This is a genomic window from Paenibacillus sp. WC2504 (assembly GCF_052682475.1).
Genome location: NZ_JBQZFH010000001.1, coordinates 530,808 through 545,318 on the forward strand (window position 1 = coordinate 530,808; position 14,511 = coordinate 545,318).

At 46.3% G+C, this 14,511-nt stretch carries 13 protein-coding genes; all 13 read left to right on the top strand.

From position 1 onward, the window contains the following. The first annotated feature begins 7 nt into the window (after nucleotides 1–7). The 13 genes from ACUN27_RS02565 (at nucleotide 8) to ACUN27_RS02625 (ending at nucleotide 14,510) form a co-directional block, all read left to right on the top strand. A complete protein-coding gene (locus ACUN27_RS02565; protein ID WP_315952788.1) occupies nucleotides 8–181 on the top strand; it encodes a hypothetical protein in 174 nt (57 codons plus the stop codon). Between the two features lie 114 nt (nucleotides 182–295). Next, nucleotides 296–892, top strand: coding sequence for an RNA polymerase sigma factor SigW (gene sigW, locus ACUN27_RS02570; RefSeq protein WP_315952789.1), 597 nt, complete (start codon nucleotides 296–298; stop codon nucleotides 890–892). A gap of 69 nt (nucleotides 893–961) precedes the next feature. Beyond that, complete coding sequence (locus tag ACUN27_RS02575; protein WP_445558327.1) at nucleotides 962–1,567, top strand: zf-HC2 domain-containing protein; 606 nt, start codon at nucleotides 962–964, stop codon at nucleotides 1,565–1,567. 178 nt (nucleotides 1,568–1,745) lie between these two features. Further along, nucleotides 1,746–2,561: a diadenylate cyclase CdaA gene (gene cdaA, locus ACUN27_RS02580; RefSeq protein WP_127456697.1), complete on the top strand. Its 816-nt coding sequence runs from the start codon at nucleotides 1,746–1,748 to the stop codon at nucleotides 2,559–2,561. Continuing rightward, entirely contained in the window at nucleotides 2,554–3,849 is a 1,296-nt protein-coding gene (locus ACUN27_RS02585; protein ID WP_445558328.1) for a CdaR family protein, read from the top strand. The genes cdaA and ACUN27_RS02585 overlap by 8 nt, the downstream gene beginning before the upstream one ends. Nucleotides 3,850–3,877: 28 nt before the next feature. Then, nucleotides 3,878–5,218: a phosphoglucosamine mutase gene (gene glmM, locus ACUN27_RS02590; protein ID WP_315953112.1), complete on the top strand. Its 1,341-nt coding sequence runs from the start codon at nucleotides 3,878–3,880 to the stop codon at nucleotides 5,216–5,218. Between the two features lie 459 nt (nucleotides 5,219–5,677). Then, on the top strand, nucleotides 5,678–7,507 hold the full coding sequence (glmS, locus tag ACUN27_RS02595) for a glutamine--fructose-6-phosphate transaminase (isomerizing) (RefSeq protein WP_315952795.1): 1,830 nt from the start codon (nucleotides 5,678–5,680) through the stop codon (nucleotides 7,505–7,507). Nucleotides 7,508–7,719: 212 nt separating this feature from the next. Further along, nucleotides 7,720–9,216, top strand: a complete 1,497-nt coding sequence (locus tag ACUN27_RS02600; protein WP_445560589.1) for an MDR family MFS transporter — start codon at nucleotides 7,720–7,722, stop codon at nucleotides 9,214–9,216. Nucleotides 9,217–9,508: 292 nt separating this feature from the next. Next, nucleotides 9,509–10,681, top strand: a complete 1,173-nt coding sequence (locus ACUN27_RS02605; RefSeq protein WP_315952797.1) for an MFS transporter — start codon at nucleotides 9,509–9,511, stop codon at nucleotides 10,679–10,681. Between the two features lie 98 nt (nucleotides 10,682–10,779). Next, entirely contained in the window at nucleotides 10,780–11,307 is a 528-nt protein-coding gene (locus ACUN27_RS02610; protein ID WP_315952798.1) for a CBO0543 family protein, read from the top strand. A gap of 132 nt (nucleotides 11,308–11,439) precedes the next feature. Beyond that, the gene (locus ACUN27_RS02615; RefSeq protein WP_315952801.1) at nucleotides 11,440–12,708 is read left to right on the top strand and encodes an MFS transporter; all 1,269 of its coding nucleotides are present in this window, start codon (nucleotides 11,440–11,442) and stop codon (nucleotides 12,706–12,708) included. A 73-nt stretch (nucleotides 12,709–12,781) separates the two neighbouring features. Next, entirely contained in the window at nucleotides 12,782–13,885 is a 1,104-nt protein-coding gene (locus tag ACUN27_RS02620; protein ID WP_445558329.1) for an NADH:flavin oxidoreductase, read from the top strand. 52 nt (nucleotides 13,886–13,937) lie between these two features. Then, entirely contained in the window at nucleotides 13,938–14,510 is a 573-nt protein-coding gene (locus tag ACUN27_RS02625) for a TetR/AcrR family transcriptional regulator (RefSeq protein WP_315952803.1), read from the top strand. Nucleotide 14,511 lies beyond the last annotated feature (1 nt).

Below are 14,511 nucleotides of genomic sequence, written 5' to 3' on the forward strand. Positions count from 1 at the left end.
AAACAGGATGATAAAGTCGGGGGCCTCGTATATCGAGCGCAGCTCGACTTTTCTTGTTCTATACAAGATCTGTTTTCCGCGAATCGGCAGCACACATGTGGGGATGTTAGGTTCGGTTGAGCTTCCTGTGGCGATTATCGCTGCGTTTTTCATTATTGTGGAGCCGGCAAATGGGTTATAATGGATAGGGATGGGTTTAATTTTGGTTGGAATCTTAATTTCTGAAAACAAGACGTAATTTTTGCGTATGTATTAGAAAAGAGTCGAATTGCCTAAGAAGCCGGAGGAAAACGAATTGAATTTTGTTGAAGCACGTCTGGCTAAACTGGCCAGAAATGGGGATCGAAATGCTTTTGCGGAGCTTGTAGAGCTCTATAAGGATAAGATCTTTCACTTGGCTTACCGTATGCTGAATAACAAACAAGAGGCCGAGGATGCGGTGCAGGAAACGTTCTTGCGCGTATATACGAATTTGCACCGATATGATGAGAATCAGAAGTTTTCAACTTGGATTTTTCGAATTGGGACGAATCTGTGTATCGATAAACTGCGTAGAAGAAAGAATACGTATTCCTTAGACGCGGAAATGCCGGACGGAGAAGGCAATGATTATTATACGATGCTGCCAAGTCTTGAAGACACGCCTGAGAAACAAATAATCGTGTCCGAGACGCAGGAGCAGATTCGTAGAGCGATTGATACCTTACCGGAAAAATATAAATCAATCGTCATTTTGCGCTATTTGCAGGATATGTCTCTTCAGGAGATCTCTGAGGTACTTGATATGCCCGTAACAACGATCAAAACACGAGTACACCGTGGCCGAGAGTATTTACGCAAACGGTTAGAACAGGAGGAACAAGATGCCAATACAAATCCTGTTCCAAGGTGAAACATATTTAAATTCGAAACGTATGGTATATCACAACATGCAAAAGTCTAAGAAAGGGGTGGCTGCCCGGTGAACTGCAAAGAAGCCCTCCCGCTCATACATGAATATCTAGACGGTGATTTGCAAGGATCGGATTCTCGGCTATTAAAAGAACATCTGATTGCTTGTCAGGCCTGTCATGCGTTATTCAAACAATTAGAGAAAACAGATGCGCTAGTTAGAATGCTGCCACCACTAAGAGCTTCTGATACGCTGACAGATCAGATTATGAGCGGACTGCCTCCAATGAAGCAAAGAAACGGCTGGATGGACTTCATTCGCAGGCATCCTGCTGGATCTGTGGCTGTCGTTTTCGGCGCCGTCATGTTCGGTAGCTTCATGTCCATGTGGAATGATGATACGAATTTGATGGTCAAAGGAAGCAACCTGCAGGATGTAGTTATCCAAGGGGATACGGTCATTGTACCGCAGGGTCATACTGTGCAAGGAGATCTCGTTGTGCAGCGGGGAACCTTGAAGGTGGAAGGCGATGTAACAGGTAATTTAACTGTTATCGATGGCACACTGAATTTGGCGTCAACCGCGCATATATCGGGTCAGGTTACACAGGTGAATGAAGCAATTGGTTGGGTATGGTATAAATTAGGCGAGTTCATAGGGATGCTCTCGAATTAGCTTGAAACGTCTGCCGTTGGCTTTGAGCCGAAGGGGGCGTTTTTTTTTAGGTACATTGAACCAAATCAACTGGGAAACACTCAGATAAAGAGAGAAAAATAGAAGTATACTTAGGATTATGTTATGATTCTAGGTATAGAGAGATCACTGTGTTCAGTCGCCTGGGGGAGAATAATAAATGGACTTACTCACGAGCATCTCGGCTAAGGATATCGTTGATATTCTGATCGTTAGCTATGTGATTTATAAATTAATCCTGTTAGTTCGTGGGACAAGGGCCATTCAGCTCATGAAGGGTATTCTTGTTGTCGTCATTACATGGGTATTTAGTATTTGGTTTAAACTCAGTACGCTGCAGTGGATGATGAATCAAACCTTTACGTTTGGGGTATTGGGCGTTATTATTATTTTTCAACCCGAGCTTAGACGAGCCTTGGAACAATTAGGCCGCGGGAAGCTGTTTAGTCGCTCCTCAAGCGAAGAGGATCAGGACGTAAACAAACGGATTAGTGAAGTCATACGGGCTGCGAATTATTTGGCCAAAAGAAAGATAGGGGCCTTGATTGTGTTCGAGAAAGAAACCGGTTTGACGGATTACGTGGAGTCCGGTATTGCCATAGAGAGTAAAATCAGCGCAGAGCTGTTGATCAATATTTTTATTCCGAATACGCCGTTACATGACGGAGCGGTTATTATACGTCAAGGGCAATTAATGGCCGCGGGCTGCTACTTGCCGTTGTCTGAAAATCCATTCATCTCCAAGGAGCTTGGCACGCGTCATCGGGCCGCTATTGGGATGAGTGAGGTCTCAGATGCGATGTGTATCATTGTATCGGAGGAGACCGGCCAGATCTCTTTGACGATGAACGGTCACATTGTACGGGATATTAAAGAGGAATCCCTGATCGCGAAACTGTTCGAAGAGCTTAAGCCGAAGGCAAAAACAAATGAGAAGAACCCTTTCTTGAAATGGAGGGGGCGTTCGAATGGATAAATGGTTGCGTAATACGAATGTGGTGCGCATTGTTGCGCTTGTAATTAGTATTTTGCTATGGGTTGTCGTGCATATGGAGGAGACGAATATATCGGGAAGTTCACCTCTCCGGCAACGGGAAGAAACGATTAATAATGTGGCCATCACAACGAAATATGATGAAACTCATTATCATATCTCGTCGATGTCTCCAGCGAATGTGCAGATCATCCTTAGCGGGAAAGAGTCTGCCGTGAAGAAAGTAACAGCTAGCAATACGTATCAAATTGAGCTTGATCTAACCCAAGTAGGCAAAGGGGATCATCAGCTTGCGCTGAAGCCAGTAGGGTTTCCAACGGATGTCGAAGTGCAAATCATTCCTAGAACGGTCCACGTGATCATTGAAGAGCTGCAAATGAAAGAAGTGCCTGTTGTGATTAACGTCAAGGGCACACCATCTGCAGGGCTGAAAGCCGGCCAACCGATTGTGAAGCCTAACAAAGTGTACATTACTGCGCAAACAAGCAAGCTTGAGCAGATCGAGAATGTGCGCGGCGAGGTTTCCGTGGATAAGGCGCAGTCTGCCGTAACAAAGCAAGTGAAGCTGCAAGCTTTTGATAAGGAAGGCAAAGAAGTCACTGTGAATATGAATCCGCCTGTCGTCGATGTTGAGGTGCCGATAACAAGTCCGTTCCAGACGATACCTCTGCAATTGAAGATAAGCGGAGAGCCGCCGAAAGGATTTGCTATTTCGATGGTGACGCAAAGTCCAGACAAAGTTACGGTATATGGCACTCAAGATGTTGTGGATCGGATGGAATTTTATCAGGGTCCGCAGCTGAATATTCAAGATCAGAAGGAAACAAAAGAATATTCACTGGACATTCCTTTGAGGAATAAAGTAACACAACTGGATCCCGCCAAAGTTACTGTGAAAGTAGAGATTGTTCCGTCTATTACCAGAGCTTTGGAGAATGTCCCGATTACTATCATCGGTGCTAATGAAAACTATGTAACGAAGGTGACGACGCCGGAATCGGCGCAGCTGAACATAACGGTTGAAGGAGCTCCTACCATCATTGATCAATTAAAGGTGCAGGACGTTCAAGCTATTCTGGATGTAAGTAATTTGCCGCCAGGGAAGCACGAACTGAAGGTTACTCTGAACCTTCCAACGTATGTCAAGCTTGGATTACCGCAAGATGTGAAAGCAACTGTAGAAATCAGCGAGAAAGCAGCAGCAAATACAACAGCAAATGGAGCACCTAGTGCATCACCAAGTGCTTCACCAAAAGCAGCAAATCCATAATGGGATGAGACAAGAGGAGAAAAGAGACATGGGGAAATATTTTGGTACAGATGGTGTGCGTGGCGTCGCCAATGGCGAGTTGACACCAGAATTAGCTTATAAGGTAGGCCGCTGCGGCGGGTATGTATTAACAAGACAGGCCAAGCATCCGAAAGTCGTGATCGGGAGAGATACACGCATTTCGGGTCCGATGTTGGAAGCATCCCTCGTAGCAGGGTTGCTATCTATTGGTGTTGAGGTTATTCGCATTGGTGTTGTAAGTACACCAGCGGTGGCTTATTTAACGAAAAAGCTCGGAGCGGATGCAGGCGTTATGATCTCCGCTTCCCATAATCCGGTTGAGGATAATGGGATCAAGTTTTTTGGGGGCGACGGCTTCAAACTTCTGGACGAGACGGAGCTTGAGATTGAACAGCTGCTTGACGCAGCTGTAGACGAGTTACCTCGCCCGGTTGGCGGCGAGATCGGGACGGTTTCAGACGACCCGGATGCGAAGCTAGCCTATCTGGCGTTCTTGAAAGAGACGGTATCCGAGTCTTTCACCGGATACAAGGTTGTTCTTGACTGCGCGAACGGCTCAGCCTTCGAGCTGGCTCCTGCGATCTTCCGCGAGCTCGGAGCGGAAGTCATCACCATCGGCGCTGAGCCGAACGGCCGCAATATCAACGATCATTGCGGCTCCACGCATCCTGAGAAGCTTCGCGAAGAAGTGGTGAAACATGGCGCAGCCATTGGTCTTGCTTTTGACGGGGACGCGGATCGCTTGATCGCGATTGATGAGAAAGGCGAGGAAGTCGACGGAGACTTCATCTTAAGCATTCTAGGAGATGCGCTGAACCGCGCAGGCAAGCTCAACCACGGCACAATTGTGACGACGGTGATGGCGAATATCGGCTTTTTCAAAGGGATTGAAAAAGCGGGTCTTAAAGCACTGCAAACGGCGGTAGGCGACCGCTACGTGATGGAAGAGATGCGTAAAGGCGGCTATAACTTAGGCGGAGAGCAGTCCGGACATGTTATTTTCCTTGATTACATCTCGACGGGAGATGGCATTTTAACAGCCTTACAGTTGGTGAACACGATCGTTGCTTCAGGGCACAAACTGAGTGAGCTAAAAGGAATTATGCGTAAATTCCCGCAGCTGCTCGTTAATGTTCGTGTAGCGGATAAGAGCAAGCTCAAGAATAATACGGTCGTCGAAGAAGCTATTCGCAAGGTGGAGGCAGAGCTTGGGGATAACGGACGGGTTCTTGTACGCCCTTCGGGAACAGAGTCTTTAATCCGTGTTATGGCGGAAGGACCGGATAAAGAGCAAGTTGAGGCTTATGTACATGATATTGCGAAGGTTATCCAAGAGCAATTGGTATAACGATTCGGTAAGATGAAGTTTATTGAGGTTCCCCTTTCGCGCTTTTTAGCATTTATGTGTGCTTTTCTGGGCGAATAGGGGGATTTTGATAGAAAAAATAAGTTGCACGATGACTGAAAAATGAATATGATGTATTTACTCAAGAAGGAAAGGCAGGGTAGAGGTTAATCATTTACAAATAGCGCCAGAACTCGCAGGCGGAACGGGAATGTAGTCTAAACTACTACTACGCAGGTGAGTTGACGAGGTGAAGGTGTTCGAAACATTCGGCGGGGACCTTCCGGCATTAGGAATGCCGTTAAGTTGGAGAGCAAAAACGCTTGGGCGACCGGGCTGACAAGTATCCAACGTCCGTTTCTTTTTCATGCGAACTTATAGGTAATCGTTAAATATATGGATTTGGATCTTTGAAAAATAGCCTTGTTGAATAGGCTCATAAAACTATGGAGGTACTATACTATGTGCGGAATCGTTGGTTATATTGGAAAGCGTAATTCTCAGGAAATTTTGCTGGAAGGGCTGAAAAAGCTTGAATATCGGGGCTATGACTCTGCAGGTGTAGCCGTGTATACAGCAAATGGTCTGGAAATTAAGAAGGCAAAAGGCCGCATCGCGAATCTTGAATCCAAGCTTGAGGAAACCCCTCTGAACGGAAGCGTTGGGATCGGACATACGCGTTGGGCGACGCACGGTAAGCCGTCAGATGTGAATTCACATCCTCATACGGATAATTCGATGAAGTTCTCCGTCGTGCATAACGGGATCATCGAAAATTACATTGCTCTGAAAGAGGAGCTAACCGCGAAAGGCCACCAGTTCGTCTCCGAAACAGACACAGAAGTGATCTCACACCTCATTGCTGATCTATACGAAGGAGATATCCTTAAAGCTGTTCAAAAAGCCGTAAAACAAATGACAGGCGCATTTGCATTGGGCGTCTTAACAGAGTATGAACCGGATCGTCTAGTTGCCGTACGTCAAGCAAGTCCTTTGATTATCGGTATCGGTGAAGGAGAGAACTTCATTGGCTCCGATATCCCGGCTATCCTCGAATATACGCGTAATGTGTTTATTCTAAATGATGGCGAAATGGCGCTGTTGACGCGAGATGGTGTCGAATTAATGACTTTGGAAGGGAATTTTATTTCCAGGGAAATGTTTCATGTCGATTGGGATATTGTTACGGCGGAAAAAGCCGGATTCGATCACTTTATGTTGAAAGAAATCTACGATCAGCCTAAAGCTTATCGCGACACAATGGGAAGCCGTATTGCAACGGATGGGCGTACAGTAACGTTAAATGAGCTGTCGATCACAGCGGAAGCAATACGCAACATCAGTAGAGTGCATATTGTGGCCTGTGGAACGGCGTATCATGCAGGGATGGTTGGGAAATATGTAATTGAGAAAATGGCACGAATTCCGGTTGAAACGGATGTTGCGTCCGAATACCGTTATCGTTCCCCAATTATCACGAAGGATACGCTTGTGATTGTTGTTAGCCAATCCGGTGAAACAGCGGATACGCTCGCAGCACTTCGTGAAGCAAAGCGTTGTGGTGCGCACGTAATGGCGATTACCAACGTAGTCGGCAGTTCGGTTGCTCGTGAAGCGGATGATATTATCACAACTTGGGCGGGACCAGAGATTGCCGTAGCATCGACAAAAGCTTACACATCCCAGTTGATTGCTTTCTATCTGCTTGGTATTCATTTGGCACAAACAATTGGTACACAAACGGAGTCGGAAATTGCTGAGATGATATCAGCTTTGAAACAGTTGCCGGAACAAGTTGAAGAAATTCTTGCACAAGCGGAAGATCTGAAAGCTGTAGCAGAAGAGATGGCGAAACATGATAACCTCTTCTTCATTGGTAGAGGTTTGGATTATGCAGTAGCGTTAGAAGGTTCTCTGAAGCTGAAAGAGATCTCTTATATTCACTCTGAAGCTTATGCGGCAGGTGAATTGAAACACGGTACGCTAGCGCTGATTGAGGATGGCGTTCCTGTCATCGCGCTAGGTACTCAGCTTGAACTGCTGGAGAAAACGGTTAGCAATATTAAAGAAGTAAAAGCGCGCGGTGCGAATGTGCTTGGGATCGCTGTTGAAGGCGAGCATGAGCTGCTGAAGTCAGTAGACAGCACGTTTGTGATTCCGAAAACGCTGGATGTTCTTTCTCCGGCATTGTCGGTTATTCCGCTGCAATTACTTTCGTACTATGCGTCCTTGGCGCGTGGGAATGATGTTGATAAGCCGCGGAATTTGGCGAAGAGTGTGACAGTGGAGTAAATCTTCTATGTTTATATCAAAAAAGAAACCATTACCTATGAAAAGGTGATGGTTTCTTTTTGTTTTCAGGTATAATCGATAGCTTAATTGACAAATTAAAATAGAGTCCAACAACGCCCCTTTCTCAGAGTCTATCGAACAACACAGAATGAATAGTTCCTCAGTCATGATTATCAATCATCTAGAGCTCGATGAGCAGAAAGCAGGGATCCATGTCAGCTCCTACGCAAGAAAAACCAACGACGGCCGGAGGGAACGACTTCTCGCTAAAAGCCATTCTGCCGCCGCTCATGGCGATTATTGTCGGTATGATCATGGTTATTCTAGACAGTACAGTGGTCAATAATGCAATTCCAAAACTTGTTGAATACTTTAACACCGATCTGAAGACGATTCAGTGGACCGTCACCGGCTATACGCTGGCCTTATCTGCTGTTATCCCTCTTGCAGGCTGGATGACCGATAAATTCGGCTCCAAGCAAATTTTTATGGTTACTATTGCCTTGTTCACGATCGGATCTGTGCTGTGCGGCATCGCGCAAACGCCGGAACAACTAATCATATACCGTGTCATTCAAGGCTTAGGAGGCGGCATGGTATCCCCAATCGGGATGGCGATGGTGTTCAAGCTGGCGCCTCCAGAGCGCCGCGGATCCATCATGGGTGTGCTCGGTATTCCCATGCTGATGGCTCCGGCTTTTGGCCCGGTGTTATCCGGTTGGTTGGTCGATTCCGTCAGTTGGCATTGGATATTTATCATCAATCTGCCGATCGGTATTATCGCCTTCATTCTCGGATATAAATATTTGCCGAAGTCCGTCCGTCATAAGGCGCCACATCTCGACGTTCTTGGTATGTGCCTCGCTCCGATTGCCTTCTCCATGTTGGCATACGGCGTAAGCGAAGGAGGCACTAGCTGGACCTCAGCTTCAACGATTACGGGCTTGGCGGTCGGAGGTATAGCGCTGATTATCTTTATCTTCGTAGAACTGTCACAGAAGGAGCCGCTGCTAGAGTTGAAAGTATTCAGGTCGTCCGACTTTACACGGAGTATTATCTTGACATGGATCGTACAGCTCGCGTTGTTTGGCGTAATGTTGATTGTGCCTCTTTATTTGCAAGGCGTCATGCACTACACGGCTCTTGAGACGGGTTGGATTCTGATGCCTCAGGCGATATTCGCAGGAATCGGAATGCCAATCAGCGGCCGGCTGTTCGATAAAATCGGTGCGCGTCCCCTGGCCTTCGGCGGTCTTGCTGCCGTATCTGTTGCTCTATTCATATTGTCGGGCATCTCAGTGAATACCTCACTGTGGGTTATCATCCTCTGCATCTGCATCATGGGTCTGGGCATGGGTTTCTCCATGATGCCGTTAAATACTCATGTCCTGAACTCTGCGCCTCGAAACCTAGTGAGCCGTGTCACACCGCTGACAACCGCCGCTCAGCAGGTTGTGGTCTCGTTCGCGGTTGCAGGTTTGACGGGTTATCTGACATCGCAGATCACATCGTACGCGGCAAGTGCTGGAGCGGGAGCGAACCCGCTGAACGCGGTGGTGCAGGGTTACGGCGACACGTTCTTCTTGTCAGCGTGCATTGCGACCGCGGGTGTGGTACTGACGCTCATTTTACGAAAACCGAAAAAACTCAAAGAAGAAGGAACTGCAGGTGGAGAAAATCCAGACCCCGCGATGATGATGGGGCACTAACCGTGAGTCAACTTTTTCGATTCACTTCTATGGAAATAGCCTTGGCCGGTAGTTGGCTAAGGCTTTTTTAAAGATCGGAAGAGGATTAAACTGCGGAGAGATTTGAGTAGGTAAACATGATCATTCAGACGACTGTACATAATACCCATTGACATGGTACAGATCTGTCTGTATTATTTGTAATTGAATATGATACAGACCTGTCTCTATCATATATGAGATTTTGGAGATGTGGGTGGATAATAATACGATATTCAACTATTACTAGTCATGGAGAGGAGAAAGACGAAATATGAAAAAAATGCTCTGGATCATTCTTATGATGTCATGCGGAGCTACCTTTATATCATCCTTGTTCCCTGTATATGGGAAGTATTATCACTTGAGCAGTCTGGAAATCACCATTTTGTTCGCGGTATATGCCGTTATTTTGCTGCCTACCTTGCTTATTGTGGGAGCCAAAGCGAACTCATGGGGATTGAAAAGGGTACTTCGCATAAGTATATGGATATCTATTATATCGACGCTGCTCTTTATAGTAAGCCAGAACGTCTGGATGCTCTATACGGCAAGGATTCTCGAAGGGATCGCGTATGGGGCTTTTACAGGTACCGCCACTGCTTTTCTATTAAAACAGACCTCTTCCAAGAAAATAAGTACAGCAATCAAGTTCTCGGGCGTAATTGTTAATCTGGGCTTTGGTATGGGGCCGGCTATTTCAGGTTTAGTTGTGCAATATATACACATTCAGCCGCTGCGTATGCCATTTTGGTTTTTACTTGTCATGTTAGTAATTTCTTTAGTACTCCTAGAACTGTTACCGAAAGCTGAAGATTCCGAGAAGCCGGCAAAAACGAAGATTTCACTTGGTATTCCCAACAATATTCGTTCGCACTTCTATTCAATAATCGGACTTCCTGCCTTTATTTTTTTCATGTTAGGTGGAATTGTACTATCTCTCATTCCTTCTTTCGTCAAAAGCGTAATCCATACTTCTAACCTTTCTATAGCGGGATTGTTAATGCTCATGCTTCTTGGTGTGGGCGGCTTGATGCAATTCTTCCCATGGTTGCAAAATCCGGTTACACGGATGCGTATTGGTATCGTCTTCCTAGCCGTCGGACCTTGGATAACTGTTTTTTCCGGGCAGAAAGAAAATTTATTTTTACTAGGGACTGGCATGCTCATTCAAGGGATTGGCGCTGGATGGTCGTTTCAAGCCGCTTTAAGGTTTGCCGGCCAACTGCCTAAGCCAGAAGAACGGCCACGAGTCATTTCAGCCTTTTATTTGTGCGCCTATGCGGGGTTCATCATTCCTCCTATAGGAGTTGGTGTGCTGACTCAATTTTTTAGTTTGAACTTCTCATTGGTTGTTCTAAATTCGGTCGCCGCTCTACTCGTTGTGTATGTATTGATTTACTCCGTCAAATTTAAACGGTATTATTCAACAATTACATCCCATTAAACATTAATGGTGAAAACTATTTCTGTCTCAACTCATATTTATACGCATTTGATAGCACACTACGGTTAAGAGATTTATTCTATGAGGAGGTAATCACGTTGGAAAAATTATTATTAAGGATGCTGTTTCTGTCTTGTGTGGCAGCTGTACCCTTTGTTTTGAAGCGTAAAAACTTGCTTATGCTCTTAATCGTGTTCTTTGCCAAAGGTGTGCTCGCGGTTACATTAGATTCCTACTTTATTAAAAAGAAGAGCATTGCTTATCCAGCACGTCCGTTCCCCAAAATTTTTGATACAAATATTCTTTACGACTTTTTATTCTACCCGCTATTAAGCGTAATTTGGGTAAGAGTGACTTATAACAGCAAACCGGCGGAGCTAATGCTCAGAAGCCTGTTCTTTAGTGTCCCTATGTCTCTGTTGCAGTGGGCTTTAGAAAAGAAAACGAAATTATTCAAATGGAATTCATGGACAGTCTTGCATACTTTTGCATCGCTCAATTTCACTTTATTTACGATACGAGGATTTGTAGGGTTAGTTAGAAGATTACTGCCGAGGGATGGATTATTACAAGTAGAAGAAAGCAAATATGACAGTGCGGAACTAACCGCTAAGGCAGCAGGTTGACCCATAAAACATCCTGATGAAGAAGCCATTCGTCGGGATGTTTTTTTCATTGACAATATTGAAACCTGTAGTGTAAGATACAGATTATATTTTGAGAATGGACATTCTCAATAATCAGAAGGGGTGAAAGAGATGTTGAAGGAAAATAAACTCTCCAAGTTTTATTATGGCTGGGTTGTTATAGGTATTGTGTTTCTATCATTGCTCGTCTCGGCAGGCATAAGTTCCTTTCCGAGTGTATTAATTCAGTCGCTTGAAACAGAATTTGGCTGGACGCGAGCATCTATATCAGGCGTTATCTCCATTCGTATTTTATTATATGGGTTAATTGGTCCGTTCTCGGCCGCTATGCTGGCTAAATTCGGAGTTCGTCGAACCATGGTTTTCGCCATTATATTGATGCTGATTTCATTAGGGCTTACACCATTCATCACGGCAGTTTGGCAGCTTATCCTGTTGTGGGGGGTACTCGGCGGTATTAGTACGGGAGCTTTGGCTAATGTCTTGGGAATAACAGTTGCAAATCGTTGGTTTGTGAAGCACAAAGGGTTGGTAATCGGCATGCTTACAGCGAGTGCCGCAACCGGTCAATTGCTTTTCCTTCCTTTGTTAGCCAAGATTACGAGTGACAGTGGTTGGCGTAATGCTGTTTATGTCATAATGGCGGCTCTTCTTATCCTGCTGCCAGTCGTTGCGATCTGGATGAGAAACCATCCTTATGATAAAGGCTTAGCTCCATTTGGTACTACGGAAATAGTGAAGCCAGCGCCTTTCCAAGGGAACTTGCTGCTTACCCCGATCCGCACACTATTCTCCGTGATGAAGAATCTGACATTCTGGATGCTGGCGGGGACCTTCTTCTTTTGCGGATTCTCAACAAATGGACTGATTGGTACACACCTAATCGCAGCCTGCGGAGACAGTAATATTCCCATTGTCACAGCTGCAAGCTTACTCGCGTTGATGGGAATATTTGATCTTGTAGGTACTACGTTTTCCGGTTGGTTATCTGACCGTTTCGATAGCAGATGGCTGCTATTCTGGTATTATGGACTGCGCGGCTTATCACTAATCTTCCTGCCTTATGCACTTGGTACAGGTTATACGCAGCTTACGGTATTCGCAGTGTTCTACGGACTGGACTGGATCGCAACGGTTCCACCGACAGTGAAATTGACCTCTGATGCATTTGGTAAAGAGAAGGCAGGCATGGTTTTTGGCTGGATTCTGGTTGCTCACCAAGCGGGCGCTTCTACGGCAGCTTATGGCGCAGGTTTCCTGCGTGAACTTCTCGGCAGCTACACGGTGCCGTTTGTTGCCGCTGGTTTCGTCTGTCTGCTTGCAGCGATTGTAGCGCTGAGAATTCGCAGCAGAAAAGCGGCGGCTGTAGCAGCAGCTTAACAAATAATTAAGCTAAACGAAGGAAAAGGTAACAGTGACGATCGTGATGAAACACGACAGATGGAGGGATCCCATGAGTATTGGCCAAAAGCAATCCATTCAACCGTTATTTCAACCTTTCACACTTAACCAACTTACCTTAACTAATCGTATTGTTATGGCTCCTATGACAAGAAGCTTTTCTCCGAATGGCGTACCGGGGGCCGATGTGGCTGCTTATTACCGTAGACGCGCAGAGAACGGAGTCGGTCTAATAGTGACAGAGGGAGCTGTCATCGACCATCCTGCTGCGACAGGCGACCCGAACATCCCGCACATGCATGGGGAAGATGCGCTAAACGGCTGGACTCATGTTGTGAAAGAAGTGCATGCAGCAGGCGGGAAAATTATTTCCCAACTTTGGCATGTGGGGATTACCAGGAGGACTCGCTCAGAGCCGAATCTGGAGGCTGCTTCCATCTCCCCCTCAGGCATTGACTTAATGGGGGAAAAAGCAGGCGAGCCCATGACGGAATCAGAGATTGCCGACGTCATTAAGGCTTATGCGAATGGCGCTGCCAATGCCAAGCGGATTGGTTTTGATGGTATTGAGCTGCACGGGGGCCACGGCTATTTGATTGATCAGTTTTTCTGGGAAAAAACGAATCAAAGAACGGATCGCTATGGCGGCAGTCTCGTGGCACGGACGCGTTTTGCAGTTGAGATTATCGAAGCATGCCGACAGGCGGTCGGACCTGACTTTCTCATCATTCTGCGGATCTCGCAGTGGAAAATAGGTTCATATGGCGCCAAACTGGCAAAATCACCGGAGGAGTTGGCTCAGTTTCTGGCACCGCTCGTGGAAGCGGGTGTGGACGTATTCGACTGCTCGAGCCGGCATTTCTGGGAGCCGGAGTTCCCTGGCTCAGATCTGAATTTTGCAGGCTGGATCAAGAAATTGACCGGCAAGCCGACCATCACCGTCGGTTCGGTGGGGCTTGAATCCGAGCCGTTTGACCACAAAGATGAGCACGAAATGATCGACGAGTTGGTGGAGCGGCTTGACCGTAAGGAATTTGATCTGGCTGCAATCGGCCGCGCCATGTTGGCAGACCCGGCCTGGGCGGCAAAGATTCGCGAAGGTCGCGACAATGAGCTGATTCCGTACACAGCGGATCGTCTGAAAGACCTGATGTAGGTGTCAGCCGGATCAAAATGCTATACTAATCTCTGTATGAAGGAGGTAGCGTATGGCTAGGAGCAGAGAGTTTGAAGTGAATACCGTACTGGGCAAAGCGATGGGCGTTTTCTGGGAAAAAGGATATGAAAAAACATCCATGCAGGACCTGGTTACGGAAATGGGCGTCCATCGTAGAAGCATCTATGATACCTTTGGAGACAAGCATGATCTCTTTATGAAAGTGATTGACCGTTACGAAGAAGTGGTCGGTACTCGTATCTACCATGCTGATGGGCATACATCACCGAAAAAGGCGATCAGAGAAATTTTTGAACGAGTGATTGGTAAAAAAGAAGATAACCCCCGCGGATGTTTAATGGTCAACACCGCTGTGGAGCTCGCTATACATGATGAGGAAGCTGCGGCTAAGGTCAATGAGAGCTTTTCCAAGACGGAGGCACGCTTGCAAGAACTTGTTGAACTCGGTATACAATCGGGAGAAATAGCCGCGGGGCAGGATGCTCGAAAGCTTGCGCAGTTTTTAAATAATACGTTGCTTGGGCTGCGGGTTCTGGTCAAAACGACGGAAGATGCAGAGAAACTGCAAGGCATTGTAGATACAACGTTATCTATGCTTGATTGAC

What these genes read in the sequence shown, in the direction of transcription:
- ACUN27_RS02615 (WP_315952801.1), top strand. Translation starts at nt 11,440, where the DNA reads ATGTTGAAGGAAAATAAACTCTCCAAGTTTTATTATGGCTGGGTTGTT.
- ACUN27_RS02620 (WP_445558329.1), top strand. Translation starts at nt 12,782, where the DNA reads ATGAGTATTGGCCAAAAGCAATCCATTCAACCGTTATTTCAACCTTTC.
- ACUN27_RS02565 (WP_315952788.1), top strand. Translation starts at nt 8, where the DNA reads ATGATAAAGTCGGGGGCCTCGTATATCGAGCGCAGCTCGACTTTTCTT.
- ACUN27_RS02600 (WP_445560589.1), top strand. Translation starts at nt 7,720, where the DNA reads ATGTCAGCTCCTACGCAAGAAAAACCAACGACGGCCGGAGGGAACGAC.
- cdaA (WP_127456697.1), top strand. Translation starts at nt 1,746, where the DNA reads ATGGACTTACTCACGAGCATCTCGGCTAAGGATATCGTTGATATTCTG.
- ACUN27_RS02625 (WP_315952803.1), top strand. Translation starts at nt 13,938, where the DNA reads ATGGCTAGGAGCAGAGAGTTTGAAGTGAATACCGTACTGGGCAAAGCG.
- ACUN27_RS02605 (WP_315952797.1), top strand. Translation starts at nt 9,509, where the DNA reads ATGAAAAAAATGCTCTGGATCATTCTTATGATGTCATGCGGAGCTACC.
- glmM (WP_315953112.1), top strand. Translation starts at nt 3,878, where the DNA reads ATGGGGAAATATTTTGGTACAGATGGTGTGCGTGGCGTCGCCAATGGC.
- ACUN27_RS02585 (WP_445558328.1), top strand. Translation starts at nt 2,554, where the DNA reads ATGGATAAATGGTTGCGTAATACGAATGTGGTGCGCATTGTTGCGCTT.
- glmS (WP_315952795.1), top strand. Translation starts at nt 5,678, where the DNA reads ATGTGCGGAATCGTTGGTTATATTGGAAAGCGTAATTCTCAGGAAATT.